This window comes from Providencia sp. PROV004, assembly GCF_011045615.1.
In the GTDB taxonomy this organism is placed as follows: Bacteria; Pseudomonadota; Gammaproteobacteria; order Enterobacterales; family Enterobacteriaceae; genus Providencia; species Providencia rettgeri.
In genome coordinates, this window is the sequence record NZ_CP042859.1 from 2200115 (window position 1) to 2215960 (window position 15846).

At 41.1% G+C, this 15846-nt stretch carries 13 protein-coding genes and 1 pseudogene; 4 read left to right on the top strand and 10 right to left on the bottom strand.

From position 1 onward, the window contains the following. Positions 1-478: 478 nt before the first annotated feature. From mgtE to purM, 6 genes and pseudogenes are all read right to left on the bottom strand, one after another. Positions 479-1750: pseudogene (gene mgtE / locus FVA69_RS09690) on the bottom strand (magnesium transporter); the annotation flags it as partial. A 375-nt stretch (positions 1751-2125) separates the two neighbouring features. Then, positions 2126-3655 carry an exopolyphosphatase gene (locus tag FVA69_RS09695; protein WP_109912433.1) on the bottom strand — a complete coding sequence of 510 codons (1530 nt, stop codon included), beginning with the start codon at positions 3653-3655 and terminating at the stop codon, positions 2126-2128. 4 nt (positions 3656-3659) lie between these two features. After that, a complete protein-coding gene (gene ppk1, locus FVA69_RS09700; RefSeq protein ID WP_123381894.1) occupies positions 3660-5729 on the bottom strand; it encodes a polyphosphate kinase 1 in 2070 nt (689 codons plus the stop codon). 54 nt (positions 5730-5783) lie between these two features. After that, positions 5784-6371 carry a spermidine N1-acetyltransferase gene (speG, locus tag FVA69_RS09705; protein ID WP_004911388.1) on the bottom strand — a complete coding sequence of 196 codons (588 nt, stop codon included), beginning with the start codon at positions 6369-6371 and terminating at the stop codon, positions 5784-5786. Positions 6372-6604: 233 nt separating this feature from the next. Further along, positions 6605-7243, bottom strand: coding sequence for a phosphoribosylglycinamide formyltransferase (gene purN / locus FVA69_RS09710; RefSeq protein WP_004911384.1), 639 nt, complete (start codon positions 7241-7243; stop codon positions 6605-6607). Continuing rightward, positions 7243-8283: a phosphoribosylformylglycinamidine cyclo-ligase gene (purM, locus tag FVA69_RS09715; RefSeq protein ID WP_004911381.1), complete on the bottom strand. Its 1041-nt coding sequence runs from the start codon at positions 8281-8283 to the stop codon at positions 7243-7245. Before purM ends, purN begins: the two co-directional genes overlap by 1 nt. 355 nt (positions 8284-8638) lie before the next feature. On the opposite strand from purM, the gene upp reads away from it, so the two are divergent. From upp to hda, 3 genes are all read left to right on the top strand, one after another. Continuing rightward, the gene (gene upp, locus FVA69_RS09720) at positions 8639-9265 is read left to right on the top strand and encodes a uracil phosphoribosyltransferase (protein WP_004253541.1); all 627 of its coding nucleotides are present in this window, start codon (positions 8639-8641) and stop codon (positions 9263-9265) included. A 98-nt stretch (positions 9266-9363) separates the two neighbouring features. Further along, positions 9364-10659 (top strand): uracil permease, encoded by a 1296-nt coding sequence (uraA, locus tag FVA69_RS09725; protein ID WP_004253542.1) that lies wholly within the window; start codon positions 9364-9366, stop codon positions 10657-10659. 127 nt (positions 10660-10786) lie between these two features. Beyond that, the gene (gene hda / locus FVA69_RS09730; RefSeq protein ID WP_036957653.1) at positions 10787-11488 is read left to right on the top strand and encodes a DnaA inactivator Hda; all 702 of its coding nucleotides are present in this window, start codon (positions 10787-10789) and stop codon (positions 11486-11488) included. A gap of 43 nt (positions 11489-11531) precedes the next feature. Here the strand turns inward: hda and arsC are convergent, their stop codons facing one another. Together arsC and FVA69_RS09740 are read right to left on the bottom strand one after the other, a co-directional pair. Continuing rightward, entirely contained in the window at positions 11532-11888 is a 357-nt protein-coding gene (gene arsC, locus FVA69_RS09735; RefSeq protein ID WP_109912437.1) for an arsenate reductase (glutaredoxin), read from the bottom strand. Between the two features lie 12 nt (positions 11889-11900). Continuing rightward, positions 11901-13364, bottom strand: a complete 1464-nt coding sequence (locus tag FVA69_RS09740) for a beta-barrel assembly-enhancing protease (protein WP_004911374.1) — start codon at positions 13362-13364, stop codon at positions 11901-11903. Positions 13365-13559: 195 nt separating this feature from the next. Here FVA69_RS09740 and FVA69_RS09745 point away from each other — a divergent pair, with 195 nt between their 5' ends. Next, the gene (locus tag FVA69_RS09745; protein WP_004911372.1) at positions 13560-14624 is read left to right on the top strand and encodes an AI-2E family transporter; all 1065 of its coding nucleotides are present in this window, start codon (positions 13560-13562) and stop codon (positions 14622-14624) included. Between the two features lie 47 nt (positions 14625-14671). Here the strand turns inward: FVA69_RS09745 and bcp are convergent, their stop codons facing one another. Together bcp and FVA69_RS09755 are read right to left on the bottom strand one after the other, a co-directional pair. After that, positions 14672-15142: a thioredoxin-dependent thiol peroxidase gene (gene bcp / locus FVA69_RS09750; RefSeq protein WP_004911370.1), complete on the bottom strand. Its 471-nt coding sequence runs from the start codon at positions 15140-15142 to the stop codon at positions 14672-14674. A gap of 14 nt (positions 15143-15156) precedes the next feature. Then, the gene (locus tag FVA69_RS09755; protein ID WP_004253549.1) at positions 15157-15714 is read right to left on the bottom strand and encodes a glycine cleavage system transcriptional repressor; all 558 of its coding nucleotides are present in this window, start codon (positions 15712-15714) and stop codon (positions 15157-15159) included. Between the last annotated feature and the right edge of the window lie 132 nt (positions 15715-15846).

Here is a 15846-nt window from a genome sequence, read left to right on the forward strand (position 1 = left end):
TATAAAACGTTGGATGGGTATAACTTAGTTTAATACACAGTATCTTTTTTGCATGTGTATATTTATAGCAGGAAATTCTATATTCTGTAAACCTCAACCCTAAAAACAAGAATAACATTCCAATTAGTTTTGTTTGTCTGGATTATTGATTTGGTGCGATGATAAATAACCTTATATGATGTTAATAATATGAATTTTGCAGAATATCGTATATTTAAATTAGTCAGTTACAGTGTTAATTATATTTAATTTAATAAATTCTTACTGAAATATAGTAAACAAATATTACCTAATTATTTTTTGTTATAATTAACTTTATTCATCTCGATGAACTAAATAACTATAAAAGCATTTAATTAATAGATAAATAACAAGCCTACTTGCGAAACTTTGGGTTTTTAACGGGATTTTGTTAGTACAGGGAGTGTTTTGTAAACTGCACGCGCCCGCCAAGAAACAGGACGCGTGCAAAGTAAATTTAAACGAGGAATAGTGTGGCTAAGCCAAGGAAAATAAAGAACCCGCCAGTGTCTGTGATAGCGGTGATCATCACGCTAGAGCCGATAGCAGGGTCTTTGCCCATTTTCAGCATAATGAGCGGAATAAGCACCCCCATAATCGCTGCCATCAGTAGGTTCAAAATCATCGCTAATGTCATGACAGCGCCCATAGCGATATCGCCATATAGGAAATAGGTAACGACACCCATAATTCCGCCCCAAACAACGCCATTAATAAAGGCGACGCCAAGCTCTCTTAACATTAAGAAAGAGAAACTATTATTTTGTATCTGGTGCAGGGCAATGGCGCGAACAATCATGGTGATGGTTTGGTTTCCCGTATTTCCCCCAATTCCTGCCACAATTGGCATTAATGTGGCTAACGCGACTAATTGGGAAATGGTATCTTCAAAGACGCCAATAACACGAGAAGCGACAAAAGCGGTACATAGGTTAATGGCTAACCATGTCCAACGGGTTTTAACGGCTTGGCCAACCGGGGCGAAAACGTCTTCTTCAGGGCTTAACCCCCCCATACGACGAATACTGTTATCGTTTTCTTCACTGATGTTATCAACGATATCTTCAACCGTCAGGCGGCCCATCAGTAGGCCGCTATTATCAACAACAGCAGCAGAAATTAAGTCATAACGTTCGAACGCACTAGCGGCATCTTCGCCTTTTTCATCGGGCAAGAAGGTCACAGTGTCAGTTTTCATGACATCGGCTACTATTTTTTCAGGGGATTGCGTCAAAATAGTGGTTAGTGGTAATTCACCTTGCAGATAATTATTGTTATCGACAACAAAAATTTTATCGGTGGCTTCTGGGATCTTGCCTCGTTGGCGTAAATAACGTTGAACCGTTTTTAGTGTCACATTTGGGCGTACGGTGACGAATTCAAAATCCATCATTTGCCCGACGCTATCTTTCGCATATTGTAAAACTTCGCGAATGCGGCTACGTAGGCTAGGCTCTAAATAGGTGAGGAGCCGGCGCATGGTGTCACGAGGTAAATGCTCAGCAATATAAGCTTGTTCGTCAACATGCAAATTAGCAACGGCGCGAAGCAGTTCTCTGTCAGACATATCCTTAATTAGGCTATCCCAAACAGATACGGAGGCCTCAACTAAGACTTCACCACGTTCGTTATTATCAACAAGACGCCATAACGCGAGACGCTCATCATAAGGGAGCATTTCTAAGATATCGGCGATATCCGCAGTGTGTAAATCAAGTAACAATTCTTTTACAAGACTAATTTTTTCACTAATTGCTTTGTCATCAATACTGACGTGTTGATCATTTTCAACAAGCGCATGGACGAACTCTTCGTCATCTAAAAATAGCGTCAGGATTTGCTGGCGAATATGTGCCAGTTTTTGAGAGTGCGGGTTGACTGTTGGCACCGCATCGATTGAAAAAGCAGGTTGTGACATTTTAATCCTTAAAGCAATAGCAGCGCAAAAGCGCTTTTTATGAATTCGTCTGCGAGCGGACGAAATTTATTATCATTATTGTCGCCTATTTAAATAATATATCAAATAGTTGAGTCAAATAAGCGGTGATTTCAAAGTCATCAGTGATGAAGAATAAGCATAAATCACTACAATAATGGCCGCAAATCACTCATTTTCTGCACAAATAGTTAACGACCAACCGGGGACATCTTCCCAATAGCCACTTTCTTTTTCTAAATCCAATATCATCAATGTATTTTGCACGAGATATTCAGATGGTAAATAGAGAGTCCAGTGCCCATCATCCGTTTCTATCCGTAACGAAGAGGGGATTGTGGTAGATTGGCGTTGATTATTTAACAAAATGGCTAGCCGCAAAATTTGAATAAGCGGCATAAATTGTTTTCTTTTAAATAAATTAAATTTAGGGATATCGTCATACTTAATAGCCCTACGATGATTACGTACTAATGTTGCCAGTAATAGTTGCTGTTCTTGGTTGAAGCCCGGTAAGTTGGTATTTTGCAAAATATAAGCAGAATGGCGGTGCATACCACTATGATTAATACTTAACCCAACCTCATGGAGCATAACTGCCCATATTAAAATGGATTCCAGTTGTGGGTTAAGTTGCTTAGGGTTTTGTTGTCCCCACTGGAAATAGAGTTCTTCCATGGTTTTTAATACGCGTTTAGCTTGCTCTCTATCGATATTATAATGCTCAGCAAGGCTTAAAGCAGTACGCTGGCGGATATCTTGGTGGCGGAAACGGCCTTCCATTTCATATAAAACACCTTCACGCAATGCACCGTCAGATAAACGTAACTCTTTAATTTCTAATGAATCAAATACGGCAAGTAAAATCGCTAAGCCAGGAACAAATACGTGTTTACGTTCATTCGATAGGCCTAATATATTCAGGGTGCTAAATGACTTATATTTCAACGCCATTTGCTTGATTTCGATAAGACGTTCCCGCGTAATAATACCGTCTTTATAGCCTAATTCTTGTATCACACTATGGGCAGCTTTGATGGTGCCCGAGGCGCCCATCGCAACGTCCCAAGTTTGTTTCTTAAATAAAATCGCGGTGCTTTCTAATTTTAAGCAAGCCCCTAGGTAGGCTCGATTGAAATATTCAGGGGTAATTTCTTCATTTGGAAAGTAAGTACGGGCAAAGCTAACACAGCCCATACGGCGGCTTTCAATCAAAAGCGGCTCAAATTTTTCACCAATAACTAACTCTGTCGAACCACCACCGATATCGAGTACTAATTTACGGCCTTTTTCGGGTTGAGTGTGCTCAACGCCCATAAAAATTAACCGTGCCTCTTCTTGACCTGAAATGATTTCAATAGGGTAAGGCATGATTTCTTTAGCGCGCTGCAAAAACAGTTTTACATTCGTTGCTACACGTAATGAATGAGTGCCAACAATGCATACGTTTTCAGGGGGAAAGCCTTGTAACCGTTCGGCAAACAACGCGAGGCAGGCAAGCCCACGTTCCATGGCTTCTTCACTTAATTCATTGGTATCACTTAGACCATCAGCTAGGTGAACACGTTTTTTTAACCGTGTAAGAACTTGCAATGCACCATTAACGATGCGAGCAATGACCATGTGAAAACTGTTTGAGCCTAAATCTATAGCCGCAATTTCTTGTGGTCTCGGTGTTGAGGCGTTGGTTATTGGCATATTTTTAAGCTCTTGTATCCGGTGTTTCGATTGATTTTAAATAATCATACACAGCAAGCTGGGCCTGAATTTTACGTTTATTTCCGCGGGGAACATAATGATTACTTAAATCTTTGTCAACATAACGTGCTTTAACAGTATCGCTAAATTGCAACTCTAAAATATCCAATACCCGTTGTTTTAAATGCGGGTCGACTAAGCTAACGGCGACTTCAATGCGGTAATCAATGTTGCGGGTCATCCAGTCAGCAGAAGAAATAAAGACTTTTTCGTCCCCCGCATTGGTGAAAACATAAACACGGTCATGTTCAAGAAAGCGGTCAACAATACTGGTTACCTGAATATTTTCACTGTAGCCGACTTGGCCGGCGACTAAAGAGCACATCCCTCTGACTAATAAACGAATTTTGACACCTGCATTGGAGGCATCGTACAGTTTGTCAGTCAATTCTTTGTCGACTAAGTTATTTATTTTTAATGTGATACCACTGGGCCGTTCAGCGAGCGCATTTTCGATTTCTTGGTCAATTAAGGCCATCAAACGAATACGTGTATTTTGTGGTGATACCATTAAATTATCGAAAGTCACTGGGCGGTAAGGGTTTTCAATAAAATTAAATACCCGACGAACTTCGTTGGTGATCAGTTCATTTGCAGTGAGTAGGGAGTAATCCGTATAAAGCCGAGCGGTTTTTTCGTTAAAATTGCCCGTACCGATATGGGCATAACGCACGATTTGGCCTTCTTCCATGCGTGAGATAATAAATAATTTTGCATGGATTTTAAGCCCGGGCGCGGAGAAAATAACATGCACGCCCGCTTCAGTTAATCGTTTTGCCCAATGAATATTAGCGGCCTCATCAAATCGTGCTTGTAACTCAACGACCACTGTGACTTTTTTTCCATTATGAGCGGCATGAATGACAGAATCGATAATGCGTGAGTCTTTCGCGACACGGTAAATATTAATTTTAATCGATAATACATTCGGGTCAAAAGACGCTTGGCGCAATAATTCTAAAGTATGTTCAAAGGTATAGTAGGGATAATATAACAGTACATCGCGTTCGCGAATGGCATCGAAACCGTTACGGAAGTTATCAAACCAGCGGTGACGCAGCCTTGGTAATGGCTTGTTTAATAGGTTTTTATTTCCTTCATTAGGGAAATTAATAAAGTCTTTAAAATTGTGGTAGCGGCCACCGGCAATCACGGAGTCATCGCTGGATAGCCCCAGTTTTTCACGTAAAAGAGCAACCATTTCGTCAGGCATATCACGCTGATAGACAAAACGGACGGGTTCTGCGGTTAAACGTTGTTTTAATGTAGATGACATTATTTCGAGCAAGCTCGATTCCATCTCTGTTGCGATGTCGTACTCTGCATCACGCGTCATTTTCATCGAATAGGCATTGAGCTTATCGTAATCAAAAAAACCTTTGAAAATTTCATCGAGCGTATAGCGAAGGATATTATCAATTAGGATCATTGACTTGCGACGCTTTGGCATTTCTGGAGGCAGGTTAACAAACCGCGGGACTTTATCGGATGGAATTTCCAATAGTGCATATTGAATCTGATTGCCATTGATGATTTCAACTGCAAGATAAGTGTAGTCATCTTTTAGAAATTCAACGAGATTGGTATCAGGATTAATTAATATTGGCGTAATATGCTGCCGCAGATTCTGGCGGAAATACTGACGTAACCATATCTGTTGGCGAGGCGAAATTTGACGTTCGTTAATCAAGAATATTTGATTGCGCGCCATTTCCAATAATAAGTCATTATAGAGAATGTCGAATTCTTGTTCTTGTTTGGCAACTCTTGACTGAATTCTCTTTAACAAGTGGCGAGCACCGCTTGCCGAGCCGCGTTCTTCATTAATTAAAATACGGCGTTTAACGTCGGCGAAGCGGACTTTATAAAACTCGTCTAGATTATTGGAATAAATTCCCAAAAAACGCATTCGCTCAATAAGAGGGTTACGCTTGTCGGCTGCTTCTTGTAAAACACGCTCGTTAAAAGACAGCCAGCTTAACTCTTTTTCATGATAGAGACGTTCTTGGGACATTCTAACTCCGTATTAGACTCTTGTTACTTTATGGCTATGATACCAGTCAGTTAGCTAAATGTGTTGTTTAATTGCTTTATCTTGGGTAATAACACTTTCTGGATTAGCAGATTGTTGCTTCATCGTAAAATATTGTTGCTGAAAAATACACATACGGATAGCGGTGTGATAGCGACCATTGACAAAGAATTCGTCGATCAGTTCGCCTTCAGTATGGAAGCCTAGTTTATTATAAATATGGATAGCTTTAACATTTTCTTTATCAACAATAAGATAAAGTTTATATAAGTTTAGTACGGAAAACGCGTAGTCCATTGCTAATTTCGCAGCGCGACTCGCATAGCCATGGCCTTGATGGCTCGGTGCAATGATAATTTGAAACTCAGAGCGTCGGTGAACATAATCAATTTCTACCAATTCGACTAAGCCAACTTTCTCACTGTCATTTTCAACGATAAAACGGCGTTCAGACTGGTCATGAATATGTTTATCGTAAAGATCGCTTAATTCAACGAAAGCTTCATAAGGTTCTTCAAACCAATAACGCATAACACTGGCATTGTTATCAAGCTGGTGAATAAATGCTAAATCTTCACGTTCAAGTGGGCGCAACCTAAACGGATGAACTTGCCCGGTCGTCATAAAAATACCTCTATTTAGTTAGGAAAATGGTTTTGTTCTTCGACTATAAGGATAACATTTATTTGCGATAAAATAATGACACAGCACAGAGAGATTATCACCTTGTTGAAAAATAATTCATTTTACCCAACGCTAATGTTTTTATGTAATAGCTTGCGATCGTGTTTTTATGTGAATGCGAAGAAAAAGGGTGGATACCCACCCTTGAAATGACGTTTTGCTCATCACGAATATTATTCGTTAGCGTAACCTTGTTGCGGTAAAATTCGGTTATCTAACACAGCTTTACCTTTTTGCATTGTTAATCGGCCACTAATGAACCACTCAACAACTAATGGGTAAATCGTATGTTCTTGGGCTTTTACCCGCTCGATAATATCGTCTTCGTTATCCTGTTCAAAGATAGGCACTTTAGCTTGCAAAATAACTGGCCCGCCATCCAGTTCTTCGGTAACGAAATGAACGGATGTGCCATGTTCTTTATCCCCATTTTCTAGCGCTTTACGATGCGTGTGTAAACCGGGGTATTTCGGTAACAAAGAAGGATGGATATTGAGTAATTTACCCGCAAAGTGGTTGACGAATTGGGCTGATAAGATACGCATAAAACCCGCTAATACGACTAAATCAGGCTGATATTGGTCGACTTGTGCGAGTAATGCAGCATCATATGCTTGGCGGTCAGTATACTGTTTGGCATCTAAAAAACAGGCTGGTATTCCAGCCTGTTGTGCCCGAACAAGCCCATAAGCATTGGCTTGGTTGCTAATGACAGCAACAATGTGAGCGCCAATTGCCCCAGTGCGGCAGCTATCAATTAATGATTGCAAATTACTACCGCTGCCAGAAATGAGGACAACAATTTTTTTCATTAGCGGATCACAACCTGCTCTTCACCCGCTGGTAATGCGCCAATTGTACCGATTTGCCATGCGTTTTCGCCAAGCTTGTTCAACAGAGCAAGTGCATTTTCAACTTCCTGTTGTGGTAGAGCAATAATAATCCCCACACCACAGTTGAAGGTACGGTACATTTCATGAGTGCTCACATCACCAGCTTGCTGCAGCCAGTTAAAGACAGCAGGCCATTGCCAGCTGCTACCGTCAATAATTGCTTGTGTGTTGTCAGGCAGTACGCGAGGAATATTTTCCCAGAAACCACCACCAGTAATGTGGGCAATTGCATGGATATCGCTGTTTGCGATCAGCTCTAATACATTTTTAACGTAAATGCGTGTTGGTTCTAATAAGTGGTCAGCTAAAGGTTTCCCATCTAATTGAGTTTCTTCTGGGTTGGTTTGGCTGACTTCGAGGATCTTGCGAACCAGCGAGTAACCATTTGAATGCGGGCCGCTAGAGGCTAAAGCAATTAAGGCGTCACCAGCACTCACTTTGCTACCATCGATGATTTCTGAGCGTTCAACAACACCCACACAGAAACCAGCCACATCGTAGTCTTCACCATGGTACATTCCCGGCATTTCCGCGGTTTCACCACCCACTAACGCACAACCTGACTGTTTACAACCTTCTGCGATACCCGTAATCACACTCGCAGCGGTATCGACATCTAGTTTACCGGTCGCGTAATAATCAAGGAAGAACAGGGGCTCTGCGCCTTGAACAATCAAGTCATTGACACACATAGCCACAAGGTCAATCCCAATGGAGTCATGACGTTTTAAATCCATTGCTAAGCGTAATTTGGTACCGACACCGTCAGTGCCTGAAACTAAAACAGGCTCACGGTATTTCTGCGGTAGGGAACATAATGCACCGAATCCCCCAAGACCTCCCATGACTTCTGGGCGGCGGGTTTCTTTTACGACACCTTTAATACGTTCAACCAAGGCGTTACCCGCATCAATATCAACACCGGCATCTTTATAGCTGAGAGAGGTTTTATCAGTCACTACGGCCCCCAAGGCAATTACATTTTTGAGAAAAATAACATCATTGACATTATTCTAACAGGCTAGGCAAACGTTTGCGATAGCTTTGTGTTGGAAATTTTTGGGTACGCATAATCGAAGAATGGTAGAACGTTATAGAAGTTGTATAGCAAAATAAGAAATGTATTTATTTAAATCAAATTTGCGGTTTTACCAATTTCAACTTAACTGAGATGAGGTATAATTTTTAAAAAAATGGCGTTAATCGTTGTTGTTTTGACCAAAATCAAGCGTTATCTAGTGGCAACCAAAGCTAAAAGAGGTATAATCCGGCGATTTTTTTGTCCGCCGCCGTCTTAAATAGTAGGAGAAACCCATGAAGATCGTTGAGGTAAAACACCCTCTCGTTAAACATAAACTCGGCCTGATGCGAGATCATGATATAAGCACAAAGCGCTTTCGTGAACTGGCCTCAGAGGTTGGTAGCCTACTGACTTATGAAGCAACTGCTGACCTTGAAACTGAAAAAGTGACTATCGATGGTTGGTGTGGTCCTGTAGAAATAGAACAAATTAAAGGTAAGAAAATCACTGTAGTACCAATTCTTCGTGCGGGTATTGGTATGATGAACGGTGTATTAGATAGCATTCCAAGTGCACGTATCAGTGTGGTAGGTGTTTATCGTGATGAAGAAACACTGCAGCCTGTCCCTTATTTCCAAAAACTCGCCTCTAACATTGAAGAACGTATGGCATTAGTGGTCGACCCAATGTTAGCGACGGGTGGCTCAATGATTGCTACCATTGATTTATTAAAAAATGCGGGTTGTACCTCGATTAAAATCTTAGTTCTTGTTGCAGCGCCTGAAGGTTTAAAAGCGTTGGAAGCTGCGCATCCAGATGTTGAATTATATACCGCTTCAATTGATGAGTATTTAAATGAAGAGGGATATATCGTTCCGGGTCTCGGTGATGCGGGCGACAAGATATTTGGTACTAAATAATGATAAGCCGACTGAGAAGTCGGCTTTTTTTTGATTAATTGTAGAGACTCACTGCTTATTCAGTGATTAGCCATTTCGCTAAAAGAGGATAAAGCCACATGACACGTCGCACCATCAGTGTTGAAGAAAGACCACCATTATTACAAACTATACCACTGAGCCTTCAACACCTATTTGCTATGTTTGGCGCAACCGTTATCGTACCGATTCTGTTTGGTGTAAACCCCGCTACAATTTTGCTGTTTAATGGGATCGGAACGCTGCTGTATCTGTTTATTTGTAAAGGGCAAATTCCTGCTTATTTAGGCTCAAGTTTTGCATTTATTTCCCCAGTGCTGATTTTATTACCATTAGGTTATGAGCTGGCACTTGGCGGCTTCATTATCTGTGGCGTGCTGTTCTGTATTGTTGCACTGATTGTTAAAGTTGCAGGAAGAGGGTGGATAAACGTCATGTTCCCCCCAGCAGCAATGGGGGCAATCGTAGCCGTAATTGGTTTAGAATTAGCTCAAACGGCTGCAGGTATGGCTGGGCTATTACCTAAAGATGGCGCAGTGGTTGATTCGAACACGTTAATTATTTCCCTGACCACGTTGTCAGTCACTATTCTCTGCGCGGTCGTTTTCCGTGGGTTTTTATCTATTATTCCAATTTTGATTGGCTTTTTAGCGGGTTATGCATTGTCCTATTTTATGGGCATTGTGGACTTTACCCCGGTTATTGAAGCGCCGTGGTTTGCTATTCCTACATTTTATACTCCACGCTTCGAATGGTTTGCTATTTTAACCATTTTGCCCGCTGCATTAGTGGTTATCGCTGAGCACGTAGGGCACTTGGTCGTCACTGCGAATATTGTTGAACGTGACTTAATGAAATCACCAGGTTTACATCGTTCAATGTTTGCTAATGGGTTTTCTACGGTGATTTCCGGTTTCTTTGGCTCGACACCAAATACGACTTATGGTGAAAACATTGGGGTCATGGCTATTACCAAGGTATACAGCACTTGGGTAATTGGCGGAGCCGCAATTATTGCTATTTTATTATCTTGTGTTGGTAAATTAGCGGCTGCTATCCAATTAGTACCAGTTCCTGTGATGGGCGGGGTTTCACTCTTATTGTACGGGGTAATTGGTGCATCAGGTATTCGAGTGTTGATTGATTCAAAAGTCGATTATAACAAGCCACAAAATTTGATTTTAACCTCAGTGATTTTAATTATTGGTGTGAGCGGAGCCGTTATCCATATTGGTCAAGCTGAACTCAAAGGTATGGCGCTAGCAACGATAGTTGGGATCTTTATGGCATTATTATTCCGTTTTATAACGTTTGTTAGGCCTGAAAAGCAGTTTGTGACATCTGAAGTCCAAGAGCTTGATAGCAATAAAAAATAAGCCACACAATTTTCCATATTGCCGTTCAATTGTTTGAACGGCATTTGGTCACCGTTCTTATTCATCTATCCGTGTTTTTTATGGTAAACTGCTAGATGAAAATTGATTTGTACAGCCAGAGGCGCTTCTGAACACACCATCACAGCTTTCATTACCACTATATCTGCCAGATGATGAAACCTTTGCGAGCTTTTATGCAGGGGAAAATGGGGCGTTGCTGTCTGCTATTCAGTCTGCTATTAATCAACCCCATGGCAGTTATATCTATTATTGGTCGCGTGAAGGCGGCGGGAAAAGCCATTTACTGCACGCAGCTTGTGCAGAGCTGTCTGAACAAGGCATTGCAGTCGGTTATGTTCCTTTGGATAAACGTGCGTATTTTGTTCCTGAAGTACTAGACGGTATGGAACATTTATCACTCGTTTGTATTGATAATATTCAGTGCATCGCGGGTGATGAAGAGTGGGAAATGGCGATTTTCAATTTGTATAACCGTATTTTGGAAATTGGTCGCACCTGTCTATTAATTACTGGGGACAGGCCTCCTCGGCAAATCGAACTGAAATTACCCGATTTAGCCTCTCGCCTTGATTGGGGGCAAATTTATAAACTGCACCCACTGAGTGACGAAGATAAGATTTGGGCACTGCAATTACGCGCTCGTATTCGTGGTTTTGAATTACCGGAAGATGTTTGTCGTTTCGTATTAAAACGTCTAGATAGAAAAATGGGAACGTTGTTTGATATCTTAAACAAACTTGACCACGCATCAATTGTCGCTCAGCGAAAATTAACGATTCCTTTCGTAAAAGATATTTTAAAACTCTAGTTGATTAAATGAGTTGGCAGCCATATAGCTGCCAAAATAGAGTTTATAAGATTTCACAAACCTGCTCAGGCGGACGACCTAAACGTGCTTTATCACCATTAACAACGATAGGGCGTTCAATCAATTTAGGATTTTCATGCATTGCTTTAATGAGTTGATCCTGAGTTAAGCTGTCATCGTTTAAATTCAATTCCTTATACAACTCTTCTTTGGTGCGCATTAATTGACGAGCATCTTTAAAGCCTAACATTTTAAGGAGTTTTTTGATTTCAGCGACCGTTGGGGGCGTTTTTAAATACTCGACCACCGTGGGGGAGATACCCTTATCAGTTAAAAGGGCTAAGGTTTCACGGCTTTTAGAACAGCGTGGGTTGTGGTAAATCTTAATCGAATCCGTCATTATTATAACTCCTTACGGTTTTGCATTTTTGTCACGTAATTGTAGTTTTCTAAGCGCATCAATGCGAGCGTCATAACGCTGCTGTTCGTAACTGCCTAAACGGCTTTGACGGCTAGCATCGCTGAGATAATTAATTGCAGTGTCATAGTTACCCCGTAACGCCATCCCTTCTGCGTAAGCAGCAAGTTCTTCGGTACGCTTACCTTGTTTTGCGGACGCTTCTGCCAGTAAATCCCAACCAATCGGGTCATCAGGGTAATCAAACGTATATTTATTCAGTAAGGTTGTTGCTTCTTTATATTGATGATTATTAATTAATGCGTTAGCTAGGTTGACAATAAATACGGTATTTTTCGGTGATTTTCTCAAAGCATTCTGTAAACGAGAGACCGCTCTAGAGACTTGATGTTGTTCAATGTCGACATCAGTCATGCTATCGATAAACCAAGGGTTATCGGGTTGTTTCGCTAATAGCTCTGTCAGGATTTTTCCTGCTTCTGCGTACTTTTTGTCTTGAGAAAGTAGTAGCGCTTTACCGTATTGCGCTGCAATTTGTTCTTGTGCAGAACCTTTACCATAGTTTTCAATGATTTGGTCTAAAGCATGTTTTTGCTCGGTACTATACATAGCCAAAATACGAACTCGGGCTAACATAAAGTCCAGTGATGATGGCACACTCACTTTAGGGTATTGGTTCGATCGGTTTCTGGCATCAGCTAAACGGCTATCCGGCAAGGGGTGCGTTAATAGAATTTCAGGGGGCTTTGACATATAGCGAGTTTGGTCTGACATTGTTTGCATAAAATCAGCCATCGCATGCGGGTCAAAGCCAGAGCGCCTTAATGTCTGTAAACCAATACGGTCAGCTTCTTGTTCATTGGCTTGGGTAAAGCTGATCATACCTTGCTGAACCCCAGCCATTGTGCCTGTTAAAGCGGCAAAACCGGCTTGAGGATTCGCCATCACTAACAGCAAAGAACCAATCGTCCCTGCAATCGCGAGAGGAGTGGTGCTTTTTTGGTCTTCCATCATTCGCGCAAGGTGCCTTTGCGTAACGTGAGATATTTCGTGCGCCATGACGGATGCTAGCTGACTTTCATTTTGGCTGTATCGGAACAATGCTGAGTGTAGCACTACATTGCCCCCAAAATAGGCGTATGCGTTAATATTGGGGTTGTTGACTAAATAGAACTTAAACGGTGTTTTAACTGAGTCGGCATTTTTCACTAACCGCATGCCAAGTTTGTTAACATATTGGGTTAACAATGGGTCATAAATAAGAGGGGTGCTGGCACGTATTTGGCGTGTAATAGCATCTCCCATAATAATTTCTTGGTTGATGCTAAGTGTGCCTCCTGCTGTGGTTCCTATATCGGGTAAGGTATCTTCAATTGCACTATAAGCAGGTAATACTGCACCGTTCATTAGCGCAGCGATCATGAAAGCCAATAATGGATATTTTAAATTTTTCTTCATGAAACGTGAGTATCCCATACAACATTTTAATTTAGGGTAAGTACCGACTTTATTTCGGGTGTGCTTTAAGTAAGGCACTTAAAAATACGAAAAGTTTAAAACACATGATAGCAAAAGCTATCGTAAAATCTGTTCTTCGGTATAATTTTCGTTACTTTAGGAACTGTCCTTTGTGTTATTCCCTAGGAGCAATAAATGCTGGAATTGTTTTTACAGTGGTATCGTCGGCGTTTTGCTGACCCACAAGCCATAGCCCTTTTTACATTACTCGTATCAGGGTTTGTGATCATCTTCTTTTTCAGCAGTATACTGGCTCCATTGCTGGCGGCAATTGCTTTAGCTTATTTGCTTGAATGGCCAACCAATTTATTACAACGCATAGGGTTATCCCGTTCAGTTGCTGTCGGTATTATTTTGACCTTATTCGCCGGAATAAGTGCCATGGTTATTTTAATTATTGCACCAACCGCATGGCAGCAAGGGATTAATTTGATGGCCGATCTGCCAAATATGGTTAACCGTTTCAATGAATTTGCACAAAAACTGCCAGAGCAATATCCAGCACTAGTGGATGTCGGCATTATCGATATGATGGCAGATAACCTGCGTAGCCGTATGTCGGGTATTGCAGACTCTGTGGTTAAAGCGTCAGTTGCTTCATTAATAGGTATTTTTACTTTAGCAGTTTACTTAGTTCTAGTGCCGTTGATGACATTCTTTCTTTTAAAAGATAAAGAGCGTATTAGCAAAAGCTTCCTCAAGCTGTTACCGAAAAATCGTTTGTTAGTGGGTAAAGTTTGGGTCGAAATGAATGAACAAATCACCAATTATTTGCGAGGAAAAGTTACTGAAATGGTGATTGTTGGGGTGGCAACATATTTATGTTTTGCTTACTTTGACTTGCGCTATTCCGTATTGCTGTCGGTTCTTGTCGGGGTAGCGGTATTAATCCCTTACATTGGTGCGGTCGCAGCCACGATCCCCGTGGTTATTGTTGCGCTCTTTCAGTACGGTATTGGTAGTGAATTTTGGTACTTAATGTTGTTTTATTTAGTTATTCAAGGTTTGGATAGCAACGTTGTGGTGCCTTTATTGTTTTCTGAAGCCGTGAATTTACATCCACTAGTGATTATTTTATCTGTTGTGGTGTTTGGTGGGTTATGGGGCTTTTGGGGCGTGTTTTTTGCAATACCTTTAGCAACACTGATTAAAGCGGTTATTCATGTCTGGCCGGAAGAGCCAACGGAGTCAACGAACTAGGTTAGTAATAGTGCTGTATGGGGGCATACAGCACTAAGAAGTAACGATTAAGCGTGTGTATTGATGTAATCAAGCACGATTTCGTGGTGGTTACTGGTTTTAAAATTGTCAAAGACGTGCTCTATTTTCCCAGTAGGGTCAATAAGGAAGCTAATGCGATGAATCCCATCATAGGTTTTCCCCATGAATTGTTTTTCACCCCAAACCCCAAATTGCTCACATACTTGGTGGTCTTCATCTGATAACAAAGTGAAGTTCAACATCTCTTTTTCAGCGAAACGAGATAGTTTCTCTGGTTTGTCTGTGCTAATACCTAATACTTCGACACCTTTCGCTTTAAGTGTATCCATTTCATCACGTAGACCACACGCTTGAACAGTACAGCCAGGAGTCATCGCTTTAGGATAAAAGTAAACTAATACGCGCTGACCCTGATAATCAGAAAGATTGATGAGCTCACCATCTTGGTCAGGAAGGCTAAATTGAGGCGCCTTATCACCGGCTTTCAATGGGTTCATTAAATATATCTCCGTTAACTTTGCATGTTGGGGTTGTTAACAATACTTATGTTGCCTTTAGCATTTAGCATTGTACATAGTTGTTGAAATTTATTTTTTATAATTATGCCATTATCGTCCAACGGATCGTGTGCAGTAATCTGAATTTCCAGTTGAGCGGGCATATCATTATTGGCTGGTTGTGTTTTAGAAACAAGCTCTGCGATATTACACTGCGAAGTTGTGAATAAATTTGTGAATTGCTCGACAATACGAGGTGCATCGTCGACAACAACATTCACTGTTACTGTCGATGGGTAATAGGTTGTTTGCACACTCTGAGTTCTTTTCATTACGATAAGCAAGTCGAGCTCGGCGCCTTTAGGTGGTAATGTCGCTTCTAAAAGGGTGATAGCATTCCAACTGCCGGAGAGCATCATAATGAAGGTGAATTCCTTGCCAAACATCGCTAAGCGACTATCTTCAATATTACAATCACACTCGCTGACGAGACGTGTAATAGTATTCACAATGCCCGGACGATCTGTTCCCAGCGCAGTAATGACAAGAAATTGCTGTTCAGTCTTAGGCAAAGTCTATTCCTTAGTATTTTAATTATGTCAGTTAAACATTTAATTAGAATATAGCAGTAAAATTCTAGCGCTAACAACTGACTGGCTATGAGGGTAAGGAAACCATAAAAAAGGCAATCTGCCAAGGGGGTA

Bases quoted from the DNA above. Each gene is read 5' to 3' on its own strand.
- FVA69_RS09695 (WP_109912433.1), bottom strand. From the start codon at position 3,655: ATGCCAATAACCAACGCCTCAACACCGAGACCACAAGAAATTGCGGCT.
- ppk1 (WP_123381894.1), bottom strand. From the start codon at position 5,729: ATGTCCCAAGAACGTCTCTATCATGAAAAAGAGTTAAGCTGGCTGTCT.
- speG (WP_004911388.1), bottom strand. From the start codon at position 6,371: ATGACGACCGGGCAAGTTCATCCGTTTAGGTTGCGCCCACTTGAACGT.
- purN (WP_004911384.1), bottom strand. From the start codon at position 7,243: ATGAAAAAAATTGTTGTCCTCATTTCTGGCAGCGGTAGTAATTTGCAA.
- upp (WP_004253541.1), top strand. From the start codon at position 8,639: ATGAAGATCGTTGAGGTAAAACACCCTCTCGTTAAACATAAACTCGGC.
- uraA (WP_004253542.1), top strand. From the start codon at position 9,364: ATGACACGTCGCACCATCAGTGTTGAAGAAAGACCACCATTATTACAA.
- arsC (WP_109912437.1), bottom strand. From the start codon at position 11,888: ATGACGGATTCGATTAAGATTTACCACAACCCACGCTGTTCTAAAAGC.
- FVA69_RS09740 (WP_004911374.1), bottom strand. From the start codon at position 13,364: ATGAAGAAAAATTTAAAATATCCATTATTGGCTTTCATGATCGCTGCG.
- FVA69_RS09745 (WP_004911372.1), top strand. From the start codon at position 13,560: ATGCTGGAATTGTTTTTACAGTGGTATCGTCGGCGTTTTGCTGACCCA.
- bcp (WP_004911370.1), bottom strand. From the start codon at position 15,142: ATGAACCCATTGAAAGCCGGTGATAAGGCGCCTCAATTTAGCCTTCCT.